Annotated in this window: 21 protein-coding genes; 8 read left to right on the forward strand and 13 right to left on the reverse strand. The window is 69.3% G+C overall.

Annotated elements, in window-relative coordinates:
* Nucleotides 1–6 precede the first annotated feature (6 nt).
* Together OG302_RS04400 and OG302_RS04405 are read left to right on the forward strand one after the other, a co-directional pair.
* Nucleotides 7–1,737, forward strand: a complete 1,731-nt coding sequence (locus OG302_RS04400; protein ID WP_371525478.1) for a thiamine pyrophosphate-dependent enzyme — start codon at nucleotides 7–9, stop codon at nucleotides 1,735–1,737.
* Nucleotides 1,738–2,107: 370 nt separating this feature from the next.
* Nucleotides 2,108–3,628, forward strand: coding sequence for a catalase (locus tag OG302_RS04405; protein ID WP_371525479.1), 1,521 nt, complete (start codon nucleotides 2,108–2,110; stop codon nucleotides 3,626–3,628).
* Nucleotides 3,629–3,736: 108 nt separating this feature from the next.
* On the opposite strand, the gene OG302_RS04410 is transcribed toward OG302_RS04405, so the two are convergent.
* Nucleotides 3,737–5,782 (reverse strand): SpoIIE family protein phosphatase, encoded by a 2,046-nt coding sequence (locus OG302_RS04410; RefSeq protein WP_371525480.1) that lies wholly within the window; start codon nucleotides 5,780–5,782, stop codon nucleotides 3,737–3,739.
* Nucleotides 5,783–5,975: 193 nt separating this feature from the next.
* On the opposite strand from OG302_RS04410, the gene OG302_RS04415 reads away from it, so the two are divergent.
* Nucleotides 5,976–6,734 (forward strand): hypothetical protein, encoded by a 759-nt coding sequence (locus OG302_RS04415; RefSeq protein WP_371525481.1) that lies wholly within the window; start codon nucleotides 5,976–5,978, stop codon nucleotides 6,732–6,734.
* Between the two features lie 123 nt (nucleotides 6,735–6,857).
* Nucleotides 6,858–7,280 carry an SRPBCC family protein gene (locus OG302_RS04420; RefSeq protein WP_361830726.1) on the forward strand — a complete coding sequence of 141 codons (423 nt, stop codon included), beginning with the start codon at nucleotides 6,858–6,860 and terminating at the stop codon, nucleotides 7,278–7,280.
* 88 nt (nucleotides 7,281–7,368) lie between these two features.
* On the opposite strand, the gene OG302_RS04425 is transcribed toward OG302_RS04420, so the two are convergent.
* Entirely contained in the window at nucleotides 7,369–7,566 is a 198-nt protein-coding gene (locus tag OG302_RS04425) for a hypothetical protein (protein ID WP_371525482.1), read from the reverse strand.
* Nucleotides 7,567–7,858: 292 nt separating this feature from the next.
* Here OG302_RS04425 and OG302_RS04430 point away from each other — a divergent pair, with 292 nt between their 5' ends.
* Both OG302_RS04430 and OG302_RS04435 read left to right on the forward strand, forming a co-directional pair.
* Nucleotides 7,859–8,125, forward strand: coding sequence for a GlsB/YeaQ/YmgE family stress response membrane protein (locus tag OG302_RS04430; RefSeq protein ID WP_371525483.1), 267 nt, complete (start codon nucleotides 7,859–7,861; stop codon nucleotides 8,123–8,125).
* 41 nt (nucleotides 8,126–8,166) lie between these two features.
* Nucleotides 8,167–8,823: an alpha-ketoglutarate-dependent dioxygenase AlkB gene (locus tag OG302_RS04435; RefSeq protein WP_371525484.1), complete on the forward strand. Its 657-nt coding sequence runs from the start codon at nucleotides 8,167–8,169 to the stop codon at nucleotides 8,821–8,823.
* Between the two features lie 250 nt (nucleotides 8,824–9,073).
* Here OG302_RS04435 and OG302_RS04440 read toward each other — a convergent pair whose 3' ends face one another.
* Nucleotides 9,074–9,946: a LysR family transcriptional regulator gene (locus OG302_RS04440; protein ID WP_371525485.1), complete on the reverse strand. Its 873-nt coding sequence runs from the start codon at nucleotides 9,944–9,946 to the stop codon at nucleotides 9,074–9,076.
* 137 nt (nucleotides 9,947–10,083) lie between these two features.
* Between OG302_RS04440 and OG302_RS04445 the strand changes: the two genes are divergently transcribed.
* Complete coding sequence (locus OG302_RS04445; RefSeq protein ID WP_371525486.1) at nucleotides 10,084–10,482, forward strand: 4-oxalocrotonate tautomerase family protein; 399 nt, start codon at nucleotides 10,084–10,086, stop codon at nucleotides 10,480–10,482.
* On the opposite strand, the gene OG302_RS04450 is transcribed toward OG302_RS04445, so the two are convergent.
* The 10 genes from OG302_RS04450 to OG302_RS04495 all read right to left on the reverse strand — a co-directional run bounded on the left by OG302_RS04450 (nucleotide 10,455) and on the right by OG302_RS04495 (nucleotide 24,313).
* The gene (locus tag OG302_RS04450; RefSeq protein ID WP_371525487.1) at nucleotides 10,455–11,759 is read right to left on the reverse strand and encodes a cytochrome P450; all 1,305 of its coding nucleotides are present in this window, start codon (nucleotides 11,757–11,759) and stop codon (nucleotides 10,455–10,457) included. The two genes, OG302_RS04445 and OG302_RS04450, sit on opposite strands and share 28 nt — an antisense overlap.
* 174 nt (nucleotides 11,760–11,933) lie before the next feature.
* Nucleotides 11,934–12,818 carry a geranyl diphosphate 2-C-methyltransferase gene (locus OG302_RS04455; RefSeq protein WP_371525488.1) on the reverse strand — a complete coding sequence of 295 codons (885 nt, stop codon included), beginning with the start codon at nucleotides 12,816–12,818 and terminating at the stop codon, nucleotides 11,934–11,936.
* A 14-nt stretch (nucleotides 12,819–12,832) separates the two neighbouring features.
* Nucleotides 12,833–13,984, reverse strand: a complete 1,152-nt coding sequence (locus OG302_RS04460) for a family 2 encapsulin nanocompartment cargo protein terpene cyclase (protein ID WP_371525489.1) — start codon at nucleotides 13,982–13,984, stop codon at nucleotides 12,833–12,835.
* A 98-nt stretch (nucleotides 13,985–14,082) separates the two neighbouring features.
* Nucleotides 14,083–15,495, reverse strand: a complete 1,413-nt coding sequence (locus tag OG302_RS04465; protein WP_371525490.1) for a family 2B encapsulin nanocompartment shell protein — start codon at nucleotides 15,493–15,495, stop codon at nucleotides 14,083–14,085.
* 315 nt (nucleotides 15,496–15,810) lie between these two features.
* Entirely contained in the window at nucleotides 15,811–18,012 is a 2,202-nt protein-coding gene (locus OG302_RS04470; protein WP_371525491.1) for a discoidin domain-containing protein, read from the reverse strand.
* A 71-nt stretch (nucleotides 18,013–18,083) separates the two neighbouring features.
* Complete coding sequence (locus tag OG302_RS04475; RefSeq protein ID WP_371525492.1) at nucleotides 18,084–19,691, reverse strand: glycoside hydrolase family 13 protein; 1,608 nt, start codon at nucleotides 19,689–19,691, stop codon at nucleotides 18,084–18,086.
* An 85-nt stretch (nucleotides 19,692–19,776) separates the two neighbouring features.
* Nucleotides 19,777–20,652 carry a carbohydrate ABC transporter permease gene (locus tag OG302_RS04480; RefSeq protein ID WP_371525493.1) on the reverse strand — a complete coding sequence of 292 codons (876 nt, stop codon included), beginning with the start codon at nucleotides 20,650–20,652 and terminating at the stop codon, nucleotides 19,777–19,779.
* 18 nt (nucleotides 20,653–20,670) lie between these two features.
* On the reverse strand, nucleotides 20,671–21,627 hold the full coding sequence (locus OG302_RS04485) for a carbohydrate ABC transporter permease (RefSeq protein ID WP_371525494.1): 957 nt from the start codon (nucleotides 21,625–21,627) through the stop codon (nucleotides 20,671–20,673).
* Nucleotides 21,627–23,069 carry an extracellular solute-binding protein gene (locus OG302_RS04490; protein WP_371750016.1) on the reverse strand — a complete coding sequence of 481 codons (1,443 nt, stop codon included), beginning with the start codon at nucleotides 23,067–23,069 and terminating at the stop codon, nucleotides 21,627–21,629. Before OG302_RS04490 ends, OG302_RS04485 begins: the two co-directional genes overlap by 1 nt.
* 233 nt (nucleotides 23,070–23,302) lie before the next feature.
* A complete protein-coding gene (locus OG302_RS04495) occupies nucleotides 23,303–24,313 on the reverse strand; it encodes a LacI family DNA-binding transcriptional regulator (RefSeq protein ID WP_371525495.1) in 1,011 nt (336 codons plus the stop codon).
* A gap of 211 nt (nucleotides 24,314–24,524) precedes the next feature.
* On the opposite strand from OG302_RS04495, the gene OG302_RS04500 reads away from it, so the two are divergent.
* Nucleotides 24,525–24,872, forward strand: coding sequence for a hypothetical protein (locus OG302_RS04500; protein ID WP_371525496.1), 348 nt, complete (start codon nucleotides 24,525–24,527; stop codon nucleotides 24,870–24,872).
* Nucleotides 24,873–24,885 lie beyond the last annotated feature (13 nt).

A 24,885-nucleotide genomic window follows, 5' to 3' on the forward strand; every position in this document is an offset into this window, starting at 1 on the left:
CACCTGATGACCCGCACCGTTGCCCGCGTGACGATCGACGCCCTGGAAGAACTCGGAGTGCGCCACGTCTTCGGCGTGGTGGGGGACGCCCTGAACCCCTTCACCGACGCCATCCGCGCCAGCGAGTCCGTCGAATGGGTGGGCTGCCGCCACGAGGAGGCCGCCTCTTTCGCCGCCGGCGCCCAGTCCCAGCTCACCGACACCCTCGGGGTCTGCATGGGCACCGTGGGACCGGGCTCCGTACATCTGCTCAACGGGCTGTACGACGCCGCCAAGAGCGGCACCCCGGTGCTCGCCATCGCCGGCCAGGTGCCGCTCGCGGAGGTCGGCACCGACTACTTCCAGGAGGTCGACAACGACCTCCTCTTCCGTGACGTCGCCGTCTTCCGCGCCACCGTCACCTCCCCCGAGCAGATGCCCGGCCTGCTGGAGATCGCCGTACGCAACGCGATCGGGCGCCGCGGTGTGGCCGTGCTGACGGTTCCCGGCGACATCGGCGACCAGGAGCTGCCGGCGGACCGCCCGGCCCGGCTCTCCGTCACGGAGTCCGCCAACCGGCCCGACGACCCGATCCTCGACGAGGCGGCCACCGCCATCTCCGACGGCGGCAAGGTCACCATGCTGGTCGGCCGGGGGGCTCGCGGTGCCCGCGAGGATGTCCTCGCCCTCGCGGACCGGCTGGCCGCGCCCATGGTGCTCACGCTCAAGGCGAAGGAGGGCTTCGAGGGCGACAACCCCTACCAGGTCGGCCAGACGGGCCTCATCGGCAACCCGGCCGCCGCGCACGCGATGGACCACGCCGACACACTGCTGCTGCTCGGCACCGACTTTCCGTACCGGGACTGGTATCCGCAGGGCAAGAAGGTCGTCCAGGTCGACCGGGTCGCCGAGCACATCGGCAGGCGCGTCCCGGTCGACGTGGCCCTCGCCGCCGACGTCGGCCCCACCGTGCGCGGTCTCCTGGAGCGCCTTGAGCGACGCGCGGAGCGCGACCACCTGGACGACGCGCGGGAGAAGTTCGTCAAGTGGCAGGAAGGACAGCAGCGGCTCGCCACACCCGGGCACGACCACGGGCTGATCGGCAAGGTGCGCTCCGCCTTCGACAACCGTGACCACCTCGTACGTCCCGAAGCGCTGGCCGCGGCGGTGGACGCCCTGGCGGCCGACGACGCCGTGTTCACCTCGGACACCGGCATGGCCACCGTCTGGCTCTCGCGCTTCGTCGAGATGCGCGGCTCCCGTCGCCTGCTCGGTTCGTACAACCTCGGCTCGATGGCCAACGCGATGCCGCAGGCGATCGGCGCACAGCTCCTGGACCCCGACCGGCAGGTCGTCGCCTTCTGCGGCGACGGCGGGCTCGGGATGCTCCTCGGCGACCTCATGACCATCCGCAGCCGGCAGCTTCCGGTGAAGCTCGTCGTCTTCGACAACCAGCGGCTCGGCATGGTGAAGCTGGAGCAGGAGCAGGCGGGTCTTCCGGAGTTCGGCACCGAACTCGACAACCCGGACTTCGCCGCGGTCGCCGAGGCGCTCGGCATCACCGGCATCCGGGTGAGCCGTGCCGAGGACCTCGCCGAGGGGGTCGGCCGGGCCTTCGCCACGCCGGGGCCGGTCCTCCTGGACGTCCTGACCAACCCGGAGGAGATCGCCGTGCCGGGCAAGCCGACCATTCAGCAGGGCTGGGGATTCGCCATCGCCAAGATCCGCGAGAACCTCACCAGTCCCGGCGGCCACTGAGCGAGCGCCCGCCACGGCCCGCCCCGCACCGCTGCGAGGCGCCGCAGCCCGGCGGTAGTGCGCCACTTCCCGCGCCCCGGCCGGAAACGGAAGCGTTCGCCACGTATTGGCGGCGCCAAGTCGGGCACTCGGTGACTGTCCGGCGAAAGATCCACCCCCGTCGGCCCGCGCCGGGCGGAAGCAGGTGCACAACGAGCGCAACACGAACAAATGGCCACACCGGCAGAAAAGCCGCAAGATGGACTCGACGCCAGCACGCCGCCGAATCCGCCACACCACGGACAGGCCCTCGACACACAGCCCTTCGCAGCCGCGGGCGCAGGCCGTCGCGGCGCAGAGCACGTCACCCACCGAAAGGCACTCGTACCTCATGAGCGACGTCACAGGTAAGGCGACCACCACGGACGCCGGCGTTCCGGTCGAAAGCGATGAGCATTCGCTCACCGTCGGCGCCGGTGGCCCCATCCTTCTCCAGGACTCCTATCTGATCGAACAGATGGCGCAGTTCAACCGGGAGCGGATCCCTGAGCGGCAGCCGCACGCCAAGGGCAGCGGCGCCTTCGGCCACTTCGAAGTCACCGGAGACGTCAGCTCCTACACGAAGGCCGCCCTCTTCCAGCCGGGCACCCGCACCGACCTGGTGGCCCGCTTCTCCACCGTCGCCGGTGAGCGCGGGAGCCCGGACACGTGGCGTGACCCGCGCGGATTCGCGGTGAAGTTCTACACCACCGAGGGCAACTACGACATGGTCGGGAACAACACCCCGGTCTTCTTCGTGAAGGACCCGATGAAGTTCCAGCACTTCATCCGGTCCCAGAAACGCAGGGCGGACAACAACCTCCGCGACCACGACATGCAGTGGGACTTCTGGACCCTCTCGCCCGAGTCCGCCCACCAGGTCACGTGGCTGATGGGTGACCGCGGCATCCCGCGCACCTGGCGCCACATGAACGGCTACACCTCGCACACCTACATGTGGATCAACGCGCAGGGCGAGCGGTTCTGGGTGAAGTACCACTTCAAGACCGACCAGGGCGTCGAGCACTTCACCCAGCACGAGGCCGACCAGATGGCCGCGGCCGACACGGATTACCACACCCGTGATCTCTTCGAGCACATCCGGGACGGCGAGTACCCGAGCTGGACCCTGTACGTGCAGCTCATGCCGTACGAGGACGCGGCCACCTACCGCTTCAACCCGTTCGACCTCACCAAGGTCTGGCCGCACGCCGACTACCCGCTGGTCGAGGTCGGCAAGATGACCCTGGACCGCAACCCCACGGACAACCACGCGGAGATCGAGCAGGCGGCCTTCCAGCCGAACAACCTGGTCCCCGGCATCGGCCCGAGCCCCGACCGCATGCTCCTCGCGCGGCTGTTCTCCTACGCCGACGCACACCGCCACCGCATCGGCGGCAACTACCAGCAGCTCCCGGTCAACGCCCCGATCTCGCCCGTGCGCACGTACTCCAAGGACGGGGCCATGGCGTACCGCAAGACGGAGGACCCGGTCTACGCACCGAACTCCAAGGGCGGCCCAGCGGCGGACACCAGCCGCTACGCACCGCCGAGCTGGTACGCGGACGGTGACATCACCCGCGCCGCGTACGTCGACCACGCGGAGGACGACGACTGGGGTCAGCCGGGGACGATGGTGCGCGAGGTCCTCGACGACGCCGCGCGCGACCGCCTGGTGGACAACGTCGTGGGTCACCTGCTCAACGGAGTGTCCGAGCCCGTCCTCGTCAGGGCCTTCGAGTACTGGTCGAACATCGACAAGTCGATCGGTGAGCGCATCCAGCAGGGCGTGCGCTCCAAGGCGGACGAGAAGGACCCCAAGGCCGCGGAACAGGCCAACCCGGCTCGCAGCAGCATGCAGGACAAGGCCTGACCGGTCCTGACAGGCCTGACCGGTCACACGCGTCGGCCGCTGCCCGTGGGGGGCAGCGGCCGACGCGTGTGTGCGGGTCATGGGAGACGCACGGCCGCCAGAAACCGATCACTCCTCCGGCACGCCGAAGTCGCACCAGACCGCCTTGCCCTCACCCCGCGGCTCGATTCCCCAGCGCGAGGCGACCGCCTCCACCAGCAGGAGGCCACGGCCCGAGGTGGCGGTCTCCACCGGGGACCTCTTGCGGGGGCGGGTGCTCGAGCGGTCCTTCACCCACAGCCGGACCCGGCGAGGCGGCCCGGTCAGCACCTCCAGCGTGAGGATGGCGCCGCCGTCGGTATGGACCAGGGCGTTGACGAGGAGTTCGCCCGCCGCCACCTCGACGTCGTCGGCGACCGCCCCAAGACCCCATGCCGCGAGGTGTTCCCGCAGGGCCGCGCGCGCGTCGGCGAGTCCTTCGGGGTCGGCCTGGTGGACGTACCGGTGGATGCGCGGCTCCTGGAGCGTCCCGGGGTCGGGCAGCCGGCGCAGGACCAGGAGCGCCACGTCGTCGCTGCTGCCCCATCTCTCCCACAGCGCGCGCGAGAGATGGTCCGCCAGTTCCTCGGCGCTCTCGGGGCCGTCGGACAGCACCTCGGCGAGGTTCTGCATCCCGGTGTCGAGATCGAGGCCCGCGTCCTCCACGAGCCCGTCCGTGCACAGCACCATGGTCTCGCCCGGCACGAGGTCGAGCCGCACCTCGGGGTAGTCCTCCATGCCGAACTCGGTGGCCAGCCCCAGCGGCAGCCCGCCATGGACCCGGGGCACGCCCACGCGGCCGTCCACATGCCGCACGAGAGGCGGCAGGTGCCCGGCCCGTACGGCGCGCACGATGCCGGTGGCCGGGTCGAACTGGGCATAGGTGCAGGTGGCGAAGCGCTCGGTGTCCAGCTCGGCCAGGAAGCGGGAGGCACGCGAGAGCACCGTCGCGGGCGGATGCCCCTCACCGGCGAACGCCCGCAGGGCGATGCGCAGCTGACCCATGATGGCCGCGGCGTGGGTGTCGTGTCCCTGTACGTCGCCCACGACCACGCCGATGCGCCCGCGGGGCAGGGTGATGACGTCGTAGAAGTCGCCACCGACGTCCCGCCCGCCCCAGGCGGCGTGGTAACGGACGGCGACCTCGGAGTCCGCGACGTCGGGAACCCCGCGCGGCAGCATCGTGGCCTGCAGGCTCTTGGCGAGGTCGCGTTCCTCGTCGAACAGCATGGCGCGCTGCAGCGACTGGGCGACGATGCCGGACAGGCCGATGCAGAGGTTGCGGTCCGCGTCGGTGAAGTCCTTCCGGCCGCGGTAGAAGAGCGCGAGTCCGCCGATGGCGCGGTCCTGCGCGACCAGCGGCAGGAACGCCGCCGAGTCGAGCTCCATGTGCTTGATGTAGGGCCCGAGGCGGGTGAAGCGCAGCCCGAGGTCGGGCAACGAGCCCACGAAGCGGGGCTGCCTGGTCATGACGGCCTCGGCCAGCGGCAGTGACTCGTCGACCTTGTGCAGCTTGATTTCGTCCAGGGCCTGCATCGTCTGGCCCACCAGGGCGATCAGCTTCAGGTTGTCCCCGTCGACCAGGCCGAGGACCAGGCCGTCGGCGGCGAACCGGTCAAGGCCGCTCGCGCCGGAGAGCACCGCCACCACGTCGTCGACCGTCACGGCCCGGGAGAGGGCCTGCGTGGTGCCCTGCACCATCAGGGCGACGCCCTGCCTGCGCTCTTCCCTGGGGTCGGTGGCCGCGAGCTCCGACCCGTCGTTCGCGGCGGTCCGCACGATTCCGACGGCGCGCACGGCCCGGCCCGCGTCGTCGCGCAGGATGCGTCCACGGGCGTGCGCCAGGTGCACCGAACCGTCGCCGTGGCGGACACGGAAGTAGACGCCGTAGACGTCGGCACCCGTGGTGTCCGCCTCCGTGACGGCGAAGCTGATGCGTACCGCCTCCTCGGGAGGCACGCGTTTCCGCAATGAGGTGACCCGGCCGTGGAACTCGTCGGGACGCAGGTCGAGCACCGCGAGGGCACTGGCGTCGAGACCTAGCTCACCGCTCTCCAGGTCCCAGTCGAAACTGCCCATGCCGGTCAGGAACAGGCGCTGTTCCAGGTCGATGTGTGACTTCTTGGCTGACGTCATGGATGTCTCCGTATGCCGCTCGGTCACCATAAGCGCCAGCGGCCCCGGGCGCGCGGCCGTCGCGTCCCCGCAGAAAGTGGACATCGCTCTTCCGGTGATCTACCGGAGCAACGGGGTAACCGGGTGTTCCGCGGCCTCGACGGCCGCGGGCGAGCGAAGGGCGCAGGCGCGTCCTCAGGAAGGAGCAGACGTGGTGAAGGGCAGCAGAACGATGGCGGCCGTGATCACCGGGGCGGCGTTAGTGGCCCTGTCGGGATGCGGCGGGGACGACTCGGGCGAGGGCTCCGGCGACAGCAAGCCGTTCGCGGGCAAGAGTGCCGACCAGATCGCGGCCGACGCGGTCAAGGCCACGAAGCAGGCCGACTCGATGCACATGAAGGGCACCGTGCAGCAGTCGGCGGGTTCCTCCACGACCGTCGACCTGTCGGTGGACAACAGCAAGAACTGCGACGGCAGCATCCAGGCAGAGGGCGCGTCGGCGGATGTGCGGAACGCGAAGGGGACGTTCTATCTGCGGGGCGACGAGAAGTACTGGCAGAAGGCCCTCAAGGGTCAGGCCGGCGGTGACAAGATCATCCCGAAGATCGCCGACAAATGGGTGAAGGCCCCGGCCGACGACGCGACGACGAAGAGCCTGTGCGACAAGAACGCGCTGATGGCTTCCATGGACAAGGACACGTCGGAACGCAAGGGAATGAAGAAGGGCTCGACGGCGACCGTCGACGGCAACGAGACGATCCGGCTGACGAAGAAGACCTCCGGCGGCGAGACACTCACGCTGTACGTGGCCACCGAGGGCAAGCCGTACATCCTGCGCTCGACGTCGACCGGCGGCAAGGAACCCAACACCGCCACCTTCAGCGACTACGGCAAGTCGGTCAGCCCTGAGACACCCGCACCCGGCGAGACCGTCGACCTCAAGAAGCTCGCCGCAGCCGGCCAGAACGCCTGACACCTGACACCCGCGCAGCGGAGTGGCGATTTCGCATGGCCCGTCCCGTCAGGGGTACCGGAGATCCATGCCTCACCGGCCCGGAGATCCCGTGGCCACTCCCCCGTCCAGAAAGAGGTGCGTATGTCCGCGTCCCTGCTCGAATCCGTCGATGTGCAGGCACCGGTTTCCGTCGCCTGGCAGCTGTGGAGCGACGTGGCCCGCTGGCCCTCCTTCCTCAGCCATGTGCGGCTGGTCGAGCCGATGGACGAGCGACGCTTCGCGTGGCAGCTGGAGCTGCCCGGCGCGGAGAAGAATTTCGTCGCCGAGCTCACCGAAGTGGTGCCCGAGAACCGGATCGCCTGGCACACGATCGAGGGGGTGGAGCATGCCGGCGTGGTGACCTTTCACCGCCTCAGCGACACGACGAGCCGGGTGACTCTCCAGATCGAGTACGACCCCAAGGGATTCATCGAGCACCTCGGTGCCCTCACCAATCTCGACTCCACCCTGGCCAACTACGACCTGGGTGAATTCCAGAAGCTCGCCGAGAAGACAGCGCGATAGGTCCCCTCCGGGCCCCATGGCGAGAGGGTGGCGGGCCCGCCTCCGTGGAGGCGGGCCCGCCACCCTCTCGCCTTGTGTCAGGCCGTGGTCAGGCCGCGTCGCTGTGCTGCGCGGCGGCGGACGCTCGATGACGTCCCGTGCGGCCTTCCCCGTGGATGAGACGAAGGTGGCGTACGCGCCGATCGGTTCTCGGCCGCGCTTCCCCGTTCATCCGGTCCTCGATGCGGTCCATGGCGATGATCAGGAGTCCCATGGCCGGCAGGAGCATGAGTGCGACAACTAGCATCGGCAGCGTCCTCCTCGCGGCTTCCCTTCTCGCCTGCCCCCGTCCGGCATGCCCACGACCCCGAGGTTATGGAGAGCCTGCAACGCTCTCTTCACATCCATGACTTCCGTCGGCTTTCAACGGCTTCCGGGCAGCCGTCACCCGGTCGGCCGACACAGGAATGACCTTTGGCCCGTCATGGGTGACCTTGGTCCCGTGTGTGATGCCCGCGGATGGACATTGGTCCCACTGTCGGACGGCAGATCACACACCGACACGTACGCACACGCACACAAGGGAAAGGAACATTCTCGTGGGCATCATCGCCTGGATCCTGATCGGTCTCATCGCGGGAGCCATCGCCAAGGCCCTCACCCCCGGCAAGGACCCGGGAGGCTGCCTGGTGACGATGCTGATCGGCATCGTGGGCGGCCTGCTCGGCGGCTGGCTGGGCAAGGTGATCTTCGGCGTCCACTCGATCAACGGGTTCTTCCACCTGTCGACCTGGATCGCCGCCATCATCGGCTCCGTGATCGTCCTGATCGTCTACCGCCTGCTCACCGGAGAGCGATCCCGCTAGGCATTAGATCGTACGTTCGAATCATTCGGTACACTGGCCTCATGGCAACGCACCAGCTGCACCAGCCGCATCAGCCGCATCAGCTGCAGGGATCGCTCTTCGACCAGAGCGATGACGTGCGCCTGGGCCCGCTGGACGGAATCCGCCGGACGGTCCTCGGTGACGGTGCGTGGATAGACCTCCTGCCGGGCTGGCTCAGCGGCGCCGACGTCCTGTTCGAGCGGCTGGCCACGGACGTCCCATGGAAGGCCGAACGCAGGCAGATGTACGAACGGGTCGTGGACGTCCCGCGCCTGCTCGCCTTCTACCGCGCCGGAGAACCCCTCCCCCACGCCGTGCTCGACGAGGCCCGGCAAGTCCTCTCCGCGCACTACGCCTCCGAGCTCGGCGAGGCCTTCACGACGGCCGGCCTGTGCCACTACCGCGACGGGCGCGACAGCGTGGCCTGGCACGGCGACCGCATCGGCCGTGGCGCCCGCGAGGACACGATGGTCGCCATCCTGTCGGTGGGAGCACCGCGCGACCTGTTGCTCCGTCCGCGCCACGGTGGCGACGTCGTCCGACGCCCTCTCGGACACGGCGATCTGATCGTGATGGGCGGCTCCTGTCAGCGCACCTGGGAACACGCCATCCCCAAGTCGACCCGGGCCGCGGGTGGACGCATCAGCATCCAGTTCCGGCCGCACGGAGTCCAGTGACCGATGGCCCGCGGGTGATCGGGAGCGGCGCACGGGCGCGGATGTGCGGTGGGCCCGCCCCATGCGCTAGAGTCGATCATGCGCTTGTGGCCAGGAACTCCTGGCAGCGGGCCATGCGTTGGTCGTCCAAGGAAAGACGCCCCGCTTCCTGCGGGGAAATGTAGGTGCAAGGCCTGCCCAGCGCTCGCGACAAGCCCCGGTCCCTCGTGAGGGACCGGGGCTTTTTCGTGCTGCCCCGCCACCAACGGCCTTACCCGGACCGCGCCAGGTGAGCGGCGGCCGACTCCGCGAACAGGCGCACCGCCGGGTGCCAGCGGCGGGCCTGAGGCCCTGTCAGCACGAGGCGGCGGGACATCTCGGGCTTCAGCGGAAGCAGGACCAGATCGGGTGGGAGCTGGGAGCGGGAGACCTCGGACAGGACGGTCACGCCGATGCCCGCCTGCACCATGCTGATCAGCGTCGCCAGGTCACGCACGCGGCGGTTGGGCGTGAAGGGCAGCCCGGCCCGCGTGTGGATCGTACGGATGCGGGCCTCGCAGCTGTCGGGCGATATCAGGAACTGGTCGTCCGCCAACTCCCCGATGTCCACGTGTGATTGGTCCGCCAGGGGGTGGTCCTTGGGCAGCACGGCCCGGTAGTGGTCCTCGGCCAGGTGGATGCCGGTCCCGGGCGGCGGGTCGATCAGGACGGCCGCGTCGGCCACACCCTCCGCCAGCCAGGCGGACACCTCCGCACTGTCACCCTCGAACGCCCTCACCGTCAGCCGGGGTTGGTCATCGGCCCAGTACCGGAGCAGGGCCGGGAGCAGCCCCCGGCAGACCGTCGGAGTGCAGGCCAGCCGTACGGTGCCGGTCAGTTCCCCGGCGGCCTCGGCCGCGATCTCTTCCACGGATCGGGCTGCCGACAGGGCGGCGCGGGCGTGCGGCAGGACCCGCTCACCCAGCGCCGTGGTCCGTACCGGCGTGGCGCGGATCAGCAGCGGAGCCGCCAGCTCGCGTTCGAGGGAGGCGACGGCGTGCGACACCGCGGACTGGCTCATGCCCAGCTCATCGGCGGCAGCACTGAAGCCGCCCACCTCGACCACGGCGAGGAACGCCCTCAGCTGGGGAAGATTCACGGTCATGCGGTGGCCTCATAGAGCTATGACGTAGGTGCGTTGGATCCATCGTCGCAGGTCGGCGAGGCTTGCCGAGTGCCGCCGCCCCGGTCGGCACCCACCGAGCGCGTACCAGTCCATAGCAGCGTGTACCGAGGAGAGCCATGCCGTACATCCGTGTCACCGTCACCGACGCCGACCTTCCCACCGCCACGCAGCGCACCCTGGCCGAGGGCCTCACCGGCCTCGCGGTCTCGGCCCTCGGCAAGGCCCGTGCGCGCACCATCGTCCACATCGACCTCGTGCCGGCCGACCGGTACTTCGTCGACGGCAAGCCCCTGACCGGCGGGCTCGACGCACATGTCGAGGTCAGCATCACCCTGGGCACCAGCAGCGCCGCGGAGAAGGCGGCGTTCATCGCCGCGGCCGATCAGTTGCTGACGGAACTCCTCGGGCCGCTCGCCCGGTGCGGGGTCGCGCTGCACGAACTGCACCCCGAGAGCTACGGCTACAACGGGGTGACCCAGTTCGACTACTACCGGCGGGCCGCATCGGCCGCCTGATCGCCCAGTACCGCGGGGGTCGGGCCGTCGGGCCGGACGGTGATGCTGTAAGCGGCCCCGTCCGGGATGGAGCGGAAGCGCGGGGTGTGGGCGGGCAGCAGGTGTTCGAGGAGGACGGTCGACTCCCGAAGGGCGAACTGCAGGCCCAGGCAGGCCCGGGGTCCGATGCCGAACGGGAAGTAGCTCCCCGGGTGGACGGGGCGTCGCCCTGAAACCGTGAAGCGCGTCAGGTCGAAACGGCTTGGGTCGTCCCAGAGTTGGGGGTCCCGGTGGGTCAGATAGGGGCAGACCAGCACGTCGGTGCCCGCTTCGATCTCGTACCCGGCGAGGATGTCGTCCTCCGCGGCGCTGCGCGGCAGGATCCAGGCGGACGGGTAGAACCGCAGCGCCTCATGGACGAGCGCCTGGATGGCAAGCCGTCGCTCCGGCGATCCGTCGGCGCCCGCGGCGAGTGCCTGTTCCCGCGCCTCCGGGTTGCGGTCCAGCAGGAGGTAGAGCCAGGTCAGGGTGGTGGCCGTGGTCTCGTGCCCGGCGACGAGCAGGGTGACGAGCTCGTCCCGGATCAGCCCGTCGGTGTACTCGGGGCGTGTCTCGGCCGCGTCGAGCAGGACGTGCAGCAGGCCGGGGCCGTCGGGTCCGGCCTCCTTGTCCCGCGCGGCGGCGATGGCGTGGCCGGCCAGCGCGTCGATGACGGCCAGGTCGGCGGCGACCGTCCCCTCGGGCGCGGTGCTGTCGGCGGGCAGGCTGGGCAGGGCGGCCACCACGGCGGGCACGGCGGCCAGTTCACGCTCCGTCGCCGGGTCGAGCGGATGCCCCGTGAGGGATCGCCAGATGGTGTCCAGGGCGAAGCGGCGCATCTCCTCGCCGACGTCGAAGACCTGCCCGGTGCGGGCGTACTCGGCCCAGCGTGCCGCCGAGGTCCGGGCGGCCTCGGTGATCCGCTGCTCGTAACGGCGCATGCCCCGGCCGGTGAACTGGGACTGCAGCAGCCGCCGTTGACGCTGCCAGGCCTCGCCCGTCGCGGCCAGGACCCCGTCGCCGATCAGCAGCCGGGCGCGGTGGGAACGCTTCACGTACCGGCCGGGATGGAGCGCGAGCACGTGCTGCACGGCCACGGGGTCGGTGACCAGGACGGTCGGGCGCGGGCCGAGCCGGAAGGCGGCGACGCCGCCGAGCTGTTCGCGCGCCTGGGTGAGGAGGTCGATGATGTCCCCTCCCCCGGCCTGCCACTGTCCGACGAGGGCAGGGTCCAACTCGGGTACGGCGTGGGTGGCCACGGGGGTGCTCCTGATCGGCGGCTGTACGTCGACATGGACGGGGTGGGCGTCACGCACTGTAGGGGAGCGGGAGCGGCACGCAACAGGGCGCCTCAGCAATGCACTTGGCGCGCCAAAGGGGCCGGGCCGCCGGATGGCGGGCCCGGCCCTCCCGTCGGACGAGGACAGACGTGGTCAGACGCGGTCGGCCGCGATCAGGACGTACTGGAACGAGCCGTCCTTGTACGAGTTGATGAAGGCCTCCTCGATGCCGGTGACCAGCGAGGACGTGGCCCGCAGCTCCCAGTACGGCAGGGTCGCGGGCGTCAGGTCGATGACGGCCTGCGGCACGAGACGGTTGTCGGCCATGGCCCGCAGATATTCGCGGCGGGAGTGGATGTTGCACTCGAAGTGCGCGTTGATCTGCGAGACCCACTTCGACGGCTGGCCGTACCGAGGGTTCCAGCAGCCGGTGATGGTCACATAGCGGCCGCCGACCTCCAGGATGCGTGAGTGCTCTCCGAAGAGGTCGTGCAGGTCGACGTACATGCTCGACTCGTTGTTCCACGAGCCGACCGCCTGCCCGGTCTCGAAGGGCATGTCGAGCATGTTGCACACGCGGGCGCGCACGTGGTCCTGGATGCGGAGTTCCTGGGCACGCTGGTTGGCGAACTCGGCCTGCTTGGCCGACAGGGTGAGGCCCTCGACCGTGCAGCCGAACCGCTGGTGGGCCATCACCATCGAGCCGCCCCGGCCGCAGCCGGCGTCCACGAGCGTGTCGTCGCGCCCGATGGAGCCGAGGTTGTCCAGGAGCACTTCGGCCTGTGCCGACTCCAGGCGGTGGAGCTCGGTGATCAGCTTCTTCTCGTGCTCGCTGTCGTCGACATCCCCCAGGGCGGCGTGGTCGACGTCCCCGATGCCGTAGTGGTGGTGGTAGAGCCCGTCGACGTCGCCGAGGCGCAGGTTCACGGGCCTCGCCTCGTTGTTCCAGTAGCGCGCGATGTCGCCCTGGTAGGGCGTCGCCGGGGCGGGGACGAACGCGGAGGCACCGCTGACGGTGGGGATTTCAGTGCTGGTCACAGTGGATTCCGTCCTTACCAGAAATCGGGCAGGCTGTAGCGGTAGGTGTTGGTCTGGTGCCAGTAGTGGTTGCCGTCGACCCATACGGCGACGCCCTTGAGGAAGCGCAGCACGCTGGGGACGGGGCAGGCGGTGGCGAGGGCCGTTGCCTCGGCCTCAAAGTCCCGCATGAGGTCGTTGTGGACCTCGACCGCCTTCAGATAGCCCTCGCGGTCGGAGACCTTCTCGCGATCGGCGATCACCACGGGCAAATTCAAGTGCCGCCCGGGACTGGCGAGTTCCTTGGTGTACGAGTACAGGTCGTTGACGATGGTGCTGGCGTTCCCGGCGAGCGCGAGCACCCGCTGCATGTCGGGCCGGGCATGCAGGTCCGTCGGCAGTTCGTAGCCGCCGATGCTGTCGGTGATGGCGGGGCACGGCCGGAAGTTGTTGAACTGCCGCATCGCCAGGTACTCCCACACCTCAGGGGTGTGGTCCGTCTGGGCCCAGGCGGCCTCGGCGAGATACCCCAGGTGCAGCCGCGCCATGTCGTGCCGGAAGCGGTCGGCCTGGGAGGGGGTGGCCTGCTGGACGAAGTACTCCATCGCGGAGCGGTAGGCGCGGCGCGGGGCATCCGCGTGCAGCGACTCCGCCCATTGCGGCTGGTATTCCTTCGTGACGTGCAGGGGGTCGAGGGCGGTGTGCGCGAGGAGGAGACGTCCCCCGAGGCCGATGGGTGAGCCGCCGTGGTCCTCGCAGTAACAGTCGTCGACCGCGTTCTCGGCGACCATGAGCCGGGTGGCGACCATCAGGTGGTCGGTGGTCGGGGCGTCCGGGTGGCAGGCGACCATGTAGCGCCCGACGGAGAATCCGTCGAACTGACCCTCCCACTCGTCGGGGAACAGCTCGACCTCGTCCACCGCCCAGTCCTTGATCCTGCGGCTGACCTCCTCGACCCGCGCGGGGTCGGGCTCCGGGACGGGGTGGTAGTAGAGGCCCGGGATGTGCAGGGCCTCCGCGGGAGCCGCGGGTGCCTCGGCTGCCGGAGGTGCCTGCGGTTCTCGCGGCTCCGGCAGCTCCACGCGTCGGCCCAGGTGCAGGCCCGCCGTGCCCAGACCGCTGGGGCCGCGAAGGATGCGTTCCAGTGCGGGGCTCGGCTGCAGAGGGGAAGACCCGGGTTCGGGCATCCGTCGCTCCTTGGTGAGAGGGGTGTGCTGTCCCGGATCCGGGCATGGAGGCCCGGCCCGGGGGCGATCCGGGCTGTCATGGCCGTACGACGGATCCTCTAGGCGGACCTGCGGGCGATCTGCACGTTCTCCAGCACGCCGAGGGCGTTGGGCACCAGGATGGCGGCGGAGTAGTAGGTGCTGACCAGGTACGAGGTGATCGCCTGCTCGTTGATGCCCATGAAGCGCACCGAGAGGCCCGGCTCGTACTCGTCCGGCAGCCCGGTCTGATGCAGACCGATGACGCCTTGGTTGTCCTCGCCGATACGCATGGCGAGGATCGAGCTGGTCTGTTCCTTGGTGATGGGGATCTTGTTGCAGGGCAGGATCGGTACACCGCGCCACGCCGGTGCCTGCTGCCCGCCGAGGTCGACGTGATCGGGGTAGATCCCGCGGGCGTTGAGCTCGCGCCCGATGGCGGCGATCGTCCTGGGGTGGGCGAGGAAGAGCTTGGTGCCACGGCGGCGGCAGAGCAGCTCGTCGAGGTCGTCCGGGGTGGGCGGTCCCGAGTGGGGCTGGATCCGCTGCTTGAAGTCGGCGTTGTGGAGCAGGCCGAATTCCCGGTTGTTGATGAGCTCGTGCTCCTGGCGCTCGCGCAGCGCCTCGATGGTGAGCCTGAGTTGCTCCTCCAGCTGGTTCATCGGCCCGTTGTAGAGGTCGGTGACCCTCGTGTGGACCCGCAGAATCGTCTGGGCGGCTGAGAGTTCGTACTCGCGCGGCTTGAGTTCGTAGTCGACGAAGGCGCCGGGCAGTGCGACCTCGCCCGTATGGCCGGCCGACATCGCGATCTCGGCCTCGCCGTGCTTGTTCTGGCGTTGCCTCGGGATGCGGCTGAACTCGTCGAGGTGCGACCGCAGGTTCGGGGCCGTGGACAGCACGGCGTCGAAGTCGGCGCGGGACAGGGTGAGCAGCGTGCCGGCGGTCTCGGCGGTCGCGGTGGAGTCCCATCTGGCATCGGTGTCCAGAAGTGCGCTCTCCCCGAACCGGTCGCCGTCGGCGAGCACGGCGACGCCGACCTCGTCTCCGTACGGGCCCACGGATTTCTGGTTGATCCTGCCGTGGGCGATCAGGTGGAGCTCGTCGGCAGGGGTGCCGCGCTCGGCGAGCACCTCTCCGGCCCGGAAGTCGCGCTGGACGCACCGGCCGGCGATCGCGGTCAGCACCTCCACGTCGTCGAAGCCTCGCAGCAGGGCCAGTTCGCCGAGTTCCCGGGGGATCACACGGACGTCGCCGCCGTCCTGGACGAATTCGATGCGCCCGTCTCCGACGGTGTAGCTGAGCCGGCGGTTCACCCGGTAGGCGCCGCCCTTGGTCTCCACCCACGGGAGCATCTTCAGCAGCCAGCGGGAGGTGATCTCCTGCATCTGCGGGGCGGATTTGGTCGTGTGGGCGAGGTTGCGGGCAGCCGCGGTGCTCAGGCTGGACTGCCGGGGTGGCTCCAGCTGTACTTCCGGGCCGGTCTCAACGGTCATCGGGCGAGCTCTCCTTCGCAGGGGTCTTGACCGGCCTGGGCGCACCAACCGGAGATGGCGGAACCAGAGGCGAATCACGTGGATTTCGTCCAGATCCACGAACCATTTAACGGCCGTTGCGCCCTGCTCGCCCGATAAGCCCCTCGGCAGCACTCGAAGCGGTGATCTTGCTTGGCGGGGGGTTTATCCGAACAACCCACTGGGTTCTGGCCACCCCTGGCCGAGAGACCACACGCCCCGCCCGCTCAGGCCACAGCCATGAGCGAGCGGGGCGCGTATACGCATGAGGTACTGAAGGTCAGGAGAGGCGGGAGGTCAGGACAAGTAGGCCTCCACTTCACTGAACTGGGCCGCGGGCCACCCGGTGTTGGCCGTGACGCGCAGCCGCAGGTGACGGACATCGGGAGCGGAGGCGGGCAGGGTGATGGTCACCTTGTTCCCGTCGGCCGGGTCGAAGCGGTAGCCCTTCGAATCGGCCAGCGTGCTGAAGGTGGTGCCGTCGGTGCTGCCCTGGACGGACAGGGTCTGGGTCCTGGCCCCCCAGACGGCGGGCGGCGGCAGCTTCAGGACGAGCCTGCGCACCGGTTCGGCCTTGCCGAGGTCCACGGTGATCGCCTGGGGGAAGGCGTTGTTGGTGGACTCCCAGTACGTCGCCGCGTCACCGTCGACGGCCTTGGCGGGTGTGTAGACGTCGGCGGAGCCGGTCGCCGTGGCCGGTCGCCCCTTGGCGAGGTTGCGGCCCGGGTCCGGGTCGGGGTTGCCCGCGCCGGGCTTCGGCCACGTCGAGCAGTCCTCCCAGGTGCTGTCCCAGCCGGAGTTGCCCCCGCCGTCGGTGAGGGTGAAGGTGCCGGAACCGGTCGGGTAGGGGCAGTTGTACTTGCCGGCCGCGCCCACGCCGGTGGCCTTGACGTTCGACATCTTCACCGCGCCTGGCGTCTCGGCCTGGACGACGACCGTGCCCGCCTTGTCGATGGTCGAGCGGTCGATGCTGACGTTCTTCACGGCCTTGCCGGTGCCGCTGCCCGACACGAACTCGTACGCGCTCCAGGGGCTGTCGGTGATGGTGGTGTCGGTGATGTTCACCGTGGCCTCGATGGCGCTGTCGTAGGCGTCCACGCGCAACGCGCCCATCGGGTGCTGCCAGTTGGGGTTCATGGCCCCGGTGCGCACGAGGGTGTTGCCGGAGACGGTGATGGTTCCGGCCAGCGGGAAGAACGGGTCGAGGAACTTCTGGTTGGAGATGGCGATGCCGCTGCCCAGGGCATTGGTGTCGAGGATCAGGTTGTCCTTGACGGTGATGTCGCGGCCGCCGTAGATGGCGATGCCGTTGGCGAGGTTGGGCTGCGAGATGGTGTTCCCGGCGAAGGTCGAGTCGCTGTTGGTGGTGTTGAGGGCCCACATCGCCAGGGCGTCGTCGCCGGTGTTGCGCAGGAAGTTGTTGCGCACGCTGACACCCTTGGCCGTGCCGTTGAGGTTGAGGCCGTCGGCGGTCATGTCGAGGATCCGGTTCTTCTCCACGACGAGGTTGTCGTTGTTGCCCGTCAGCCAGAAGCCGACCTTGAGGTGCTGCAGCCACATGCCCGAGACGGTGGAGTTCGGGCCGAGTGATCCGTTGACGAAGTTGTCAGGGCTGCTGTCGACCCGCTCGGTGACCTCGCCGATCACCGCGAAGTCGTGCAGGCCCACCTTGCCGGTGGATACGCCCGACTGGTCGATGAAGCGTGAACTGCGCACGATCGAGTGCCAGTTGCCCGCGCCTTGGATGTTGACGTTGTCGACGTTGTTGAGCGACTGGGTCAGCTTGTACTCGCCCGGCGGGATCCAGACCGTGCCGCCCTTGGCCGCTGCGATGGTCTCGCGGAAGGCCTGGGTGGAGTCACCCTGACCGCTGGGGTCTGCGCCCTTGTCGGTGACCGAGAGCGCGCCGGAAGGCTTCGGCGCGGCCGCCGCGACCTGCTCGAAGTCGGCCACGTCGACGGTGACCTGGGTGGAGGTCGCCTCCAGTTTCACCTTGTCGCCGGACTGCAGGTTCTGGCCGAGCTGCAGCCGCGCGTTGTCGAAGAGGTGGTGGGTCTTGGAGCCCGCGATCCAGGAGGTGTCGACGTAGCTGTACTTCGATGTGACGGCCAGCGTCTTGGATGTCTTCTGGCCGTTGACGTACACGGCCATGGAGCCCGACTGGCCGTCGAGGACGTTGTAGGCGACGTTCAGTGCGTTGGCCGCCTTGGGGAGGATGAACTCGACGCTCTGGCCCGCCGCGAGACGCACCGCCTGCCGGCCCGATGCCTCGGAGGCGACGGTGCCCTGGGTGTAGTCGGGGCCCACCTTCGTGCCGTTGGTGGTCGCGCTTTCCGCCTCGACGGAGGTGAAGGGCAGGGTGGCACCCGCGGCCGACTCGGCGGCCTGCGCGCCGGTGGTCGTGAGGCCGGTGACGAGGGTGCCGACGAGGCCCGCGGTGGCCACGACGGCGTACCACTTGCGGACCGTTCTTGGAGTGCTCCTGTCAGGTCTGGTCATGGAGTGGTGCACCTTCCTTGTGGGTGGGGAGGTCAGTGCTCGGACTTGGAGGGATGGGGCGAGCGGTCGCGTCACATGCGCAGCCAGACCGCCGTGTCCTGCGGGAGGCGGCCCGACTCGTCCAGGGGGCCGCTGGCCAGCAGCAGGCGGGTGTGCGCGGGGAGTTCGCAGGGATCGGGGGCGAGGTTGACGACGCAGGCCAGGCCCGGCTCCCGTACGAAGGCCAGCACGCCGTCGGCGGTCGGCAGCCAGGTCAACGGGCCGTCGCCGAAGCCCGGTTCGATGCGGCGCAGGCGCAGGGCGGCGCGGTAGAGCATGAGCATGGAGCGGGGGTCCGCCGCCTGCAGGTCGGCGGCGTACGAGGGCCAGCCATCGGGCTGGGGCAGCCAGGGGGCTGTCATCGACCCGAAACCCGCGTGCGGTTCTGCGGCCGTCCAGGGCAGGGGTACCCGGCAGCCGTCGCGGCCGGGGTCGGTGCCGCCGGAGCGGAAGTGCATGGGGTCCTGGATGCGGTCCCGGGGTATGTCGGCCTCGGGCAGGCCGAGTTCGTCGCCCTGGTAGATGTAGACCGCGCCGGGGAGCGCGAAGGCCAGGAGGGCCGCGGCGCGGGCGCGGCGGGTGCCGAGGGTCAGGTCGGTGGGGGTGCCGAACACCTTGGTGGCGAAGTCGAACCCGGTGTCGTCGCGGCCGTAGCGGGTGACCGTGCGGGTCACGTCGTGGTTGCAGAGCACCCAGGTCGCGGGGGCGCCGACCGGGGCGTGCTCGGCGAGCGTGGCCTCGATGGACGTCCGCAGCTGTCCTGGCTCCCAAGGACAGGACAGGAAGGAGAAGTTGAAGGCGGTGTGCATTTCGTCGGGGCGCAGATAGCGGGCGAAGCGCTCGGCGTCGGGGAGCCAGACCTCACCGACGAAGACACCCGCGTACTCGTCGGCGACGGCCCGCCAGGAGCGGTAGATGTCGTGCAGTTCGTCGCGGTCGATGAAGGGGTGCGGGTCGACTCCCTCGGTGAAGTCGGGCAGAGCGGGGTCCTTGGCGGGCAGTGCCGCGGAGTCGATCCGTACGCCCGCCACCCCCCTCTCGAACCAGAACCGCAGGACGTCCTCGTGCTCCTGGCGGACCGCCGGGTGGGCCCAGTTGAGGTCGGGCTGCTCGGGGGCGAAGAGGTGGAGGTACCACTCGCCGTCCTCGACGCGGGTCCAGGTCGACGCGGTCGCGGAGAACTGGGACGGCCAGTCGTTGGGCGGCAGTTCGCCGTGTTCGCCGCGGCCGGGGCGGAAGTGGAAGAGCTCGCGTTCGGGGGCTCCGGGGCCTGCTGCCAGGGCCGCCTTGAACCAGACGTGCTGGTCGGAGACGTGGTTGGGGACGATGTCGACGATGGTGCGGATGCCGAGCGCGCGGGCCTCGGCGATCAGCTTCTCGGCCTCGGCGACCGTGCCGAAGGCCGGGTCGATGACGCGGTAGTCGGCGACGTCGTAGCCGCCGTCGACCATCGGCGAGAGGTACCAGGGGCTGAACCACAGGGCGTCGACGCCGAGTTCGGCGAGGTAGGGCAGCTTGGCCCGGACACCCGCGAGGTCTCCGGTGCCGTCGCCGTCACCGTCCGCGAAGCTGCGTACGTACACCTGATAGATGGCGGCCGAGCGCCACCAGGAGGCATCGGTCGGGGAGGTGACTGCCACGTGAGGTTCCTTTCGGGCAGGTGGGACCCCGCCGCCGTGGCTCGGTGCGGTGGCGGCGTGCGGGGTGCGGGGGTGGTCCCGGGGGTCAGCCCTTGAGGCTGCCGGCGGTCAGGCCGCTCATGATGTTGCGCTGGAAGATCAGGAAGATGATCAGGGTCGGCAGCGAGGCGATGGCGAGGGCGGCCAGGAGCCAGTTCTCGGAGACGCTGGCGGCCAGGGAGTAGATGCCGACGTTGACGGTCTGCTTGCCGGGGTCGGGCAGGGTGAGCATCGGCCAGAGGAAGTCCTTCCAGACCGCCACCACCGCGAAGATCGACACGACACCGAGGATCGGCCGGGACAGCGGCAGGACCACCGAGCGCAGCGTGCGCAGGGAGGAGGCGCCGTCGATGGCGGCGGCGTCCAGGAGTTCGCGCGGGATCGAGTCGAAGAATCGCTTGAGCAGGAAGATGTTGAAGGCGTTGGTGACCGAGGGCAGCCAGATCACCCAGGGCGAGTTGATGAGGTTGCGCTCCACGACGGGCACGTCCAGGACGGTGAGGTACTGCGGTACGACCAGGACGGTGGCCGGGATCATGAGGGTGAGCAGCATCATTCCGAGGATCGCCTTGCCGAACACGGGCCGCAGCTTGGACAGCGAGTAGGCGGCGGCCACGTCGAAGACCAGTTGGAAGGCGAGCGCGCCGAACGCGTAGTACAGGGTGTTGAACAGGAGCTTGGCCAGGTCCATCACGCCCCAGGCGTCCGCGTAGTTCTTCGGATGGACGGCGTCGGGGATCAGGGTGGGCGGTGTCTGGGCGAATTCCTGCGGGGACTTGAGGCCGCTGATGACCATCCAGTACAGCGGGCCGATGAAGACCAGGGTGAAGAGGACCGTCACCGCGGTGAAGGCGGTCCAGTACAGGAACTTGCCGCGGGGCCTGGCCAGTTGGGCCGGGGAGATCAGGGTGCGTGTGCTCATGTCGGTCGTCTCCCCCGGCTAGTCTTCGCTGCCGGCGCGGCTCAGTCGCGCGTACGCCGCCGAGAATCCGGCGAGCAGTACGAGCAGGACCAGGCCGAGCGCCGCCGCGCTGCCGTAGTTGTTGAAGGTGAACGCGTACTGGTAGATGAGGTGGACGACGGTCAGGGTCGCGCCCTCGGGGCCCGCGCCGCCGGTGAGCAGGAACGGCTCCACGAACACCTGCATGGTGGCGATGATCTGCAGGAGCAGCATCAGCGAGAGGATCAGCCGGGTCTGCGGGATGGTGACGTGCCAGATCCGGCGGAAGACGCCCGCGCCGTCCAGCTCGGCCGCCTCGTACAGCTCGCCCGGGATCGACTGCAGCGCGGCCAGGTAGATCAGCGTCGCGCCGCCCATGTTCATCCAGGTGGCGGCGACGACCACGGAGAGCATCGCGGTGTCGGTGTCCTGCAGCCAGGCCTGTCCGGGCAGGCCCACGGACTCCAGGATGCGGTTGAACAGGCCGTACCCGGGGTCGTAGAAGTACTTGAAGAGCAGCACCGAGGCGACCGGCGGCAGCATCACCGGGAGGTAGACGAGCAGCCTCAGGTAGCCGCGTCCGTGCCGGAATTCATTGAGGATCAGGGCGATGGCGAAGGGCACGGCGAAGCCGAGGACCAGCGCGAGTGCGGTGAACAGGAGGGTGTTGCGCCACGCCTGCCAGAACGCCGGGTCGTTGAAGATGTAGGTGAGGTTGGACCAGCCGGCCCAGACCGTCTCGCCGTTCTCGGTCTTCTGGAAGGCCAGGATGAATTCCCTGACCATCGGATACCAGGAGAAGAGCGAGAAGCACAGGAGAGCGCCGATCAGGAAGGCGTGGGCGGTCAGGTTGCGCTTCAACGCCTGGCGGAACGCGCCGGGTTCGGGGCGGGCGGCCCGGCTGTCCGTCGGTGCGGACGGCCGGGCCTTGCGCTTGGAGAGGGTGGGAGCGGACATCACTGGTTGGCCAGAACCTGGTTGACCTGCTGCTCGGCGGTCTTGAGGAGCTTGTCCGCGTCGGCGTCCTTGTTCGTGAGGACGGCCGACATCAGCGTGTCAAGGACCTTGTAGACCTCTTGGGCCTTCGGCGGCTCGGCCTTGCCCGTGACGGGCTTGTCGGTGAACGCCTGGAAGTTCTCGACGGGCATGGTCGAACTGGCCGCGCGGGCCTTGTCGTCCTTGGCCTTGCTCTCACCGGTCCAGAAGTTCGGCTGCGGCAGGCCGACGGGCAGGCCGTCCGCCTTGCTGCGGGCCCAGTCGAACTGGCCCTTGCCGACGCTGAGGAACTTGAAGTTGATCCAGGCGATCGCGGCCTTGATCTGGTCGGGCGAACTGCCCTTCTTGATCATGTAGTCGTTGCCGCCGAAGAGGGTGGCCTTCTGGCCGGGGATCGGGCCCATCCCGAAGTCGTCGTACTTCGCGCCGAGGTTCTGCACCATGTAGGTGATGTCGTCGGGCGCGGCGAGGAACATGCCGAGCTTGTCGGAGGCCATCTGCTTCTGCAGGTCGCCCCACTTCAGGAGCTGGGTCTTGCCCATGCTGTTGTCGTCCCAGCGCATGGCCTTGAGGTTGTCGACGATTCGTTTGCCGGTGGCGTTGTTGAAGGCGGCCTTGGTGCCGTCGTCGGACACGATGTCGCCGCCGAGGCCGTACGTGGTGGCGGTGAAGTGCCAGCCGCCGTTGTTGCCGGCGCTGTACTCGCCGAAGCCCGAGACGCCGTCGCCTAGGGCGGCGATCTTCTTGGCGGCCGTGCGGACCTCCGCCCAGGTGGTCGGGGGCGAGTTGGGGTCGAGCCCCGCCTTCTTGAAGAGCTTGCGGTTGATCAGCAGGCCCATCGTGTAGTTGCTGTAGGGCAGGCCGTAGGTCTTGCCGTCCTTCTTCAGGACGTCGAGGACGTGCGGGTCCATGTCCTTCAGGGCCGGTATGGACTTGTCGTTGACGTACGCGCTGATGTCCTGGGCGCCGTCGTTGTCCAGGACCTGCTGCAGGTCGGTGAAGTAGGTGTAGAAGACGTCCGGTTGGGACTTCGCCTTCAGCATCGCCGTGAAGCGGGGAGGCTCCAGGCAGGGGTCGGTCTGCTTCCCCTTGAGCGTGACGTTCGGGTACTTCTTGTTGAACGCCTTGACGTCCTCCTTCCACTGCTTGAGCTCGGCCTTCTCGGCGGCCGGCGGCATGCAGTCGATGGTGAGCGTCACCTTGGCCTTCGGGTCCAGCGGGGCCGCGGCGTTGGCCGCGTTGGCGCTGTTGTCCCTGTCGGAGTCACCGTCGCTGCTGCTGGTGCCGCAGGCGGCCAGGGCGGTGAGGGCGAGGGCGGAGGCGACGGCGATCGTGGCCGTACGACGGCGGTGGGCGCCGCTCGTACGAACGGTGGTGCGGCGGCGGATACGGCGAAGTGGCATCCGGTAGCTGCTCATCGGTGGACCCCTTTGGACAGCGCCGCCTGCCCGTGCGGGCAGGGACGGCATGGCAGGAGCAGGAAGCCCACAGCTGCGCGGACTGTGTGGCGGCGCTCACTCAAGCACCGTCGACAGATCAACGCAATATCTCGCGCGATGATTGAAAGAAATTGACAGTACGGAGGGACGGCGCGAGGCAGCGATCGTCAGGCGGTCGGCCCGGCCCCTTCCCGCGGCTACTCCCGCGGCGGCTGCCCCGTCGAGCCGCGCACCACGAGCTCCGGCTCGAAGAGCAGTTCCTCGGTGGGCACCGCGCTTCCCGCGATCTGCAGCGCGAGCAGTTCGACGGCGGCGCGACCCATGGCCTCGATCGGCTGGCGCACCGTGGTCAGTGGCGGATCGGTGCAGGTCATGAACGCCGAGTCGTCATAGCCGACCACCGAGACGTCCTGCGGGACGCCACATCCCCGGCGGCGGGCGGCGCGCACCGCGCCGAGCGCGAGGGGGTCGCTCGCGCAGACGATGCCGGTGACCCCGGCGTCCAGGAGTCGTGCGGCGGCGGCCTGGCCGCCCTCGATCGAGAACATCCCCCGCGAGACGTGCTGGTCGGGCAGCTCGCCACCCGCCTGTTCGACGAGCGCGCGGGCGGCGGCGAGTTTGCGCTGCGAGGGCATGTGGTCCGCGGGCCCGAGCACCAGGCCGATGCGGCGGTGGCCGAGCGTGGACAGATGCCGCCAGGCCTGCTCGACCGCGACCGCGTCGTCGCAGGACACCGCGGGAAAACCGAGCCGCTCGATGGCCGCGTTGACGAGGACCACCGGGATCTTGCGCGCCGCGAGCCGCTTGTAGTGGTCGTGCGGGGCGTCCGCCTGCGCGTACAGTCCACCGGCGAACACGACGCCCGACACCTGCTGTTGCAGCAGCAATTCGACGTAGTCCGCCTCGGAGACACCGCCCTTGGTCTGGGTGCACAGAACGGGGGTCAGCCCCTGCTGGGCGAGCGCCCCGCCGATCACTTCCGCGAACGCCGGGAAGATCGGGTTCTGCAGCTCGGGCAGCACGAGCCCCACCAGCCGGGCCCGCTCGCCGCGCAGCTGGGTGGGCCGCTCGTACCCCAGAACGTCCAGGGCCGAGAGCACGGACTGCCGGGTCGCGTCGGAGACGCCCGGCTTGTTGTTGAGCACCCGGCTGACCGTGGCCTCACTGACCCCGACCTTCCGCGCCACCTGAGCAAGTCGTCGTGTCATGCACGCAAGAATAGTGCAATTCTTGCGTTCTGTTTGCGTGCTTGCTGAATCCGTTCCGGACGATTGCTGGGAACCCCGGCCGGGACCGAATGGGTGAGGGCGGATCGTTTCGGCGGTGGATCCCGTCGGATTCAGGTATCACTGCTGGTCAGGCCGGGAATGCGGGATGCGTTCACGTGCCGATTGCCGTTCTCAGCTAAGGAAGCGATCCATGCGCCTTCGTCACTCACTGGCCGCCGCGGCCGGTGCCGCCGTACTGACTCTGACCGTGCCCGGCTCCGCCTGCGCGGCCGAGGGCGACTTCAGGTACACGTACATCGACAGCACCGGCGAGGAGGAGCAGGCCACCCTGCACGACCCGGACAGCGGCGAGTGCATCATGCTCGCCGAGGCCGCCCGGGAGTACGACCAGCCGCCCGCCCACTCCCCCAGGAACCGCACCGGCTCCTACGCGATCGTCTTCACGAACGCGGACTGCTCCGGCGACGAATTCACGTTGCGCCCCCACACCGGTGGCGCGAGCGAGCGGCTGAAGATGCGCTCGGTCATGTTCTCCTGAGCCCACGCCGGGA

The sequence above is a fragment of the Streptomyces sp. NBC_01283 genome, from assembly GCF_041435335.1.
Lineage (GTDB): Bacteria > Actinomycetota > Actinomycetes > Streptomycetales > Streptomycetaceae > Streptomyces.

Excerpts from the sequence above, each read along its gene's own strand:
- OG302_RS04495 (WP_371525495.1), bottom strand. The coding sequence starts at position 24,313 with ATGACACGACGACTTGCTCAGGTGGCGCGGAAGGTCGGGGTCAGTGAG.
- OG302_RS04400 (WP_371525478.1), top strand. The coding sequence starts at position 7 with ATGACCCGCACCGTTGCCCGCGTGACGATCGACGCCCTGGAAGAACTC.
- OG302_RS04445 (WP_371525486.1), top strand. The coding sequence starts at position 10,084 with ATGCCGTACATCCGTGTCACCGTCACCGACGCCGACCTTCCCACCGCC.
- OG302_RS04480 (WP_371525493.1), bottom strand. The coding sequence starts at position 20,652 with ATGAGCACACGCACCCTGATCTCCCCGGCCCAACTGGCCAGGCCCCGC.
- OG302_RS04465 (WP_371525490.1), bottom strand. The coding sequence starts at position 15,495 with ATGACCGTTGAGACCGGCCCGGAAGTACAGCTGGAGCCACCCCGGCAG.
- OG302_RS04405 (WP_371525479.1), top strand. The coding sequence starts at position 2,108 with ATGAGCGACGTCACAGGTAAGGCGACCACCACGGACGCCGGCGTTCCG.
- OG302_RS04410 (WP_371525480.1), bottom strand. The coding sequence starts at position 5,782 with ATGACGTCAGCCAAGAAGTCACACATCGACCTGGAACAGCGCCTGTTC.
- OG302_RS04500 (WP_371525496.1), top strand. The coding sequence starts at position 24,525 with ATGCGCCTTCGTCACTCACTGGCCGCCGCGGCCGGTGCCGCCGTACTG.
- OG302_RS04460 (WP_371525489.1), bottom strand. The coding sequence starts at position 13,984 with ATGCCCGAACCCGGGTCTTCCCCTCTGCAGCCGAGCCCCGCACTGGAA.
- OG302_RS04470 (WP_371525491.1), bottom strand. The coding sequence starts at position 18,012 with ATGACCAGACCTGACAGGAGCACTCCAAGAACGGTCCGCAAGTGGTAC.
- OG302_RS04490 (WP_371750016.1), bottom strand. The coding sequence starts at position 23,069 with ATGCCACTTCGCCGTATCCGCCGCCGCACCACCGTTCGTACGAGCGGC.
- OG302_RS04425 (WP_371525482.1), bottom strand. The coding sequence starts at position 7,566 with ATGCTAGTTGTCGCACTCATGCTCCTGCCGGCCATGGGACTCCTGATC.
- OG302_RS04435 (WP_371525484.1), top strand. The coding sequence starts at position 8,167 with ATGGCAACGCACCAGCTGCACCAGCCGCATCAGCCGCATCAGCTGCAG.
- OG302_RS04420 (WP_361830726.1), top strand. The coding sequence starts at position 6,858 with ATGTCCGCGTCCCTGCTCGAATCCGTCGATGTGCAGGCACCGGTTTCC.
- OG302_RS04485 (WP_371525494.1), bottom strand. The coding sequence starts at position 21,627 with ATGTCCGCTCCCACCCTCTCCAAGCGCAAGGCCCGGCCGTCCGCACCG.
- OG302_RS04440 (WP_371525485.1), bottom strand. The coding sequence starts at position 9,946 with ATGACCGTGAATCTTCCCCAGCTGAGGGCGTTCCTCGCCGTGGTCGAG.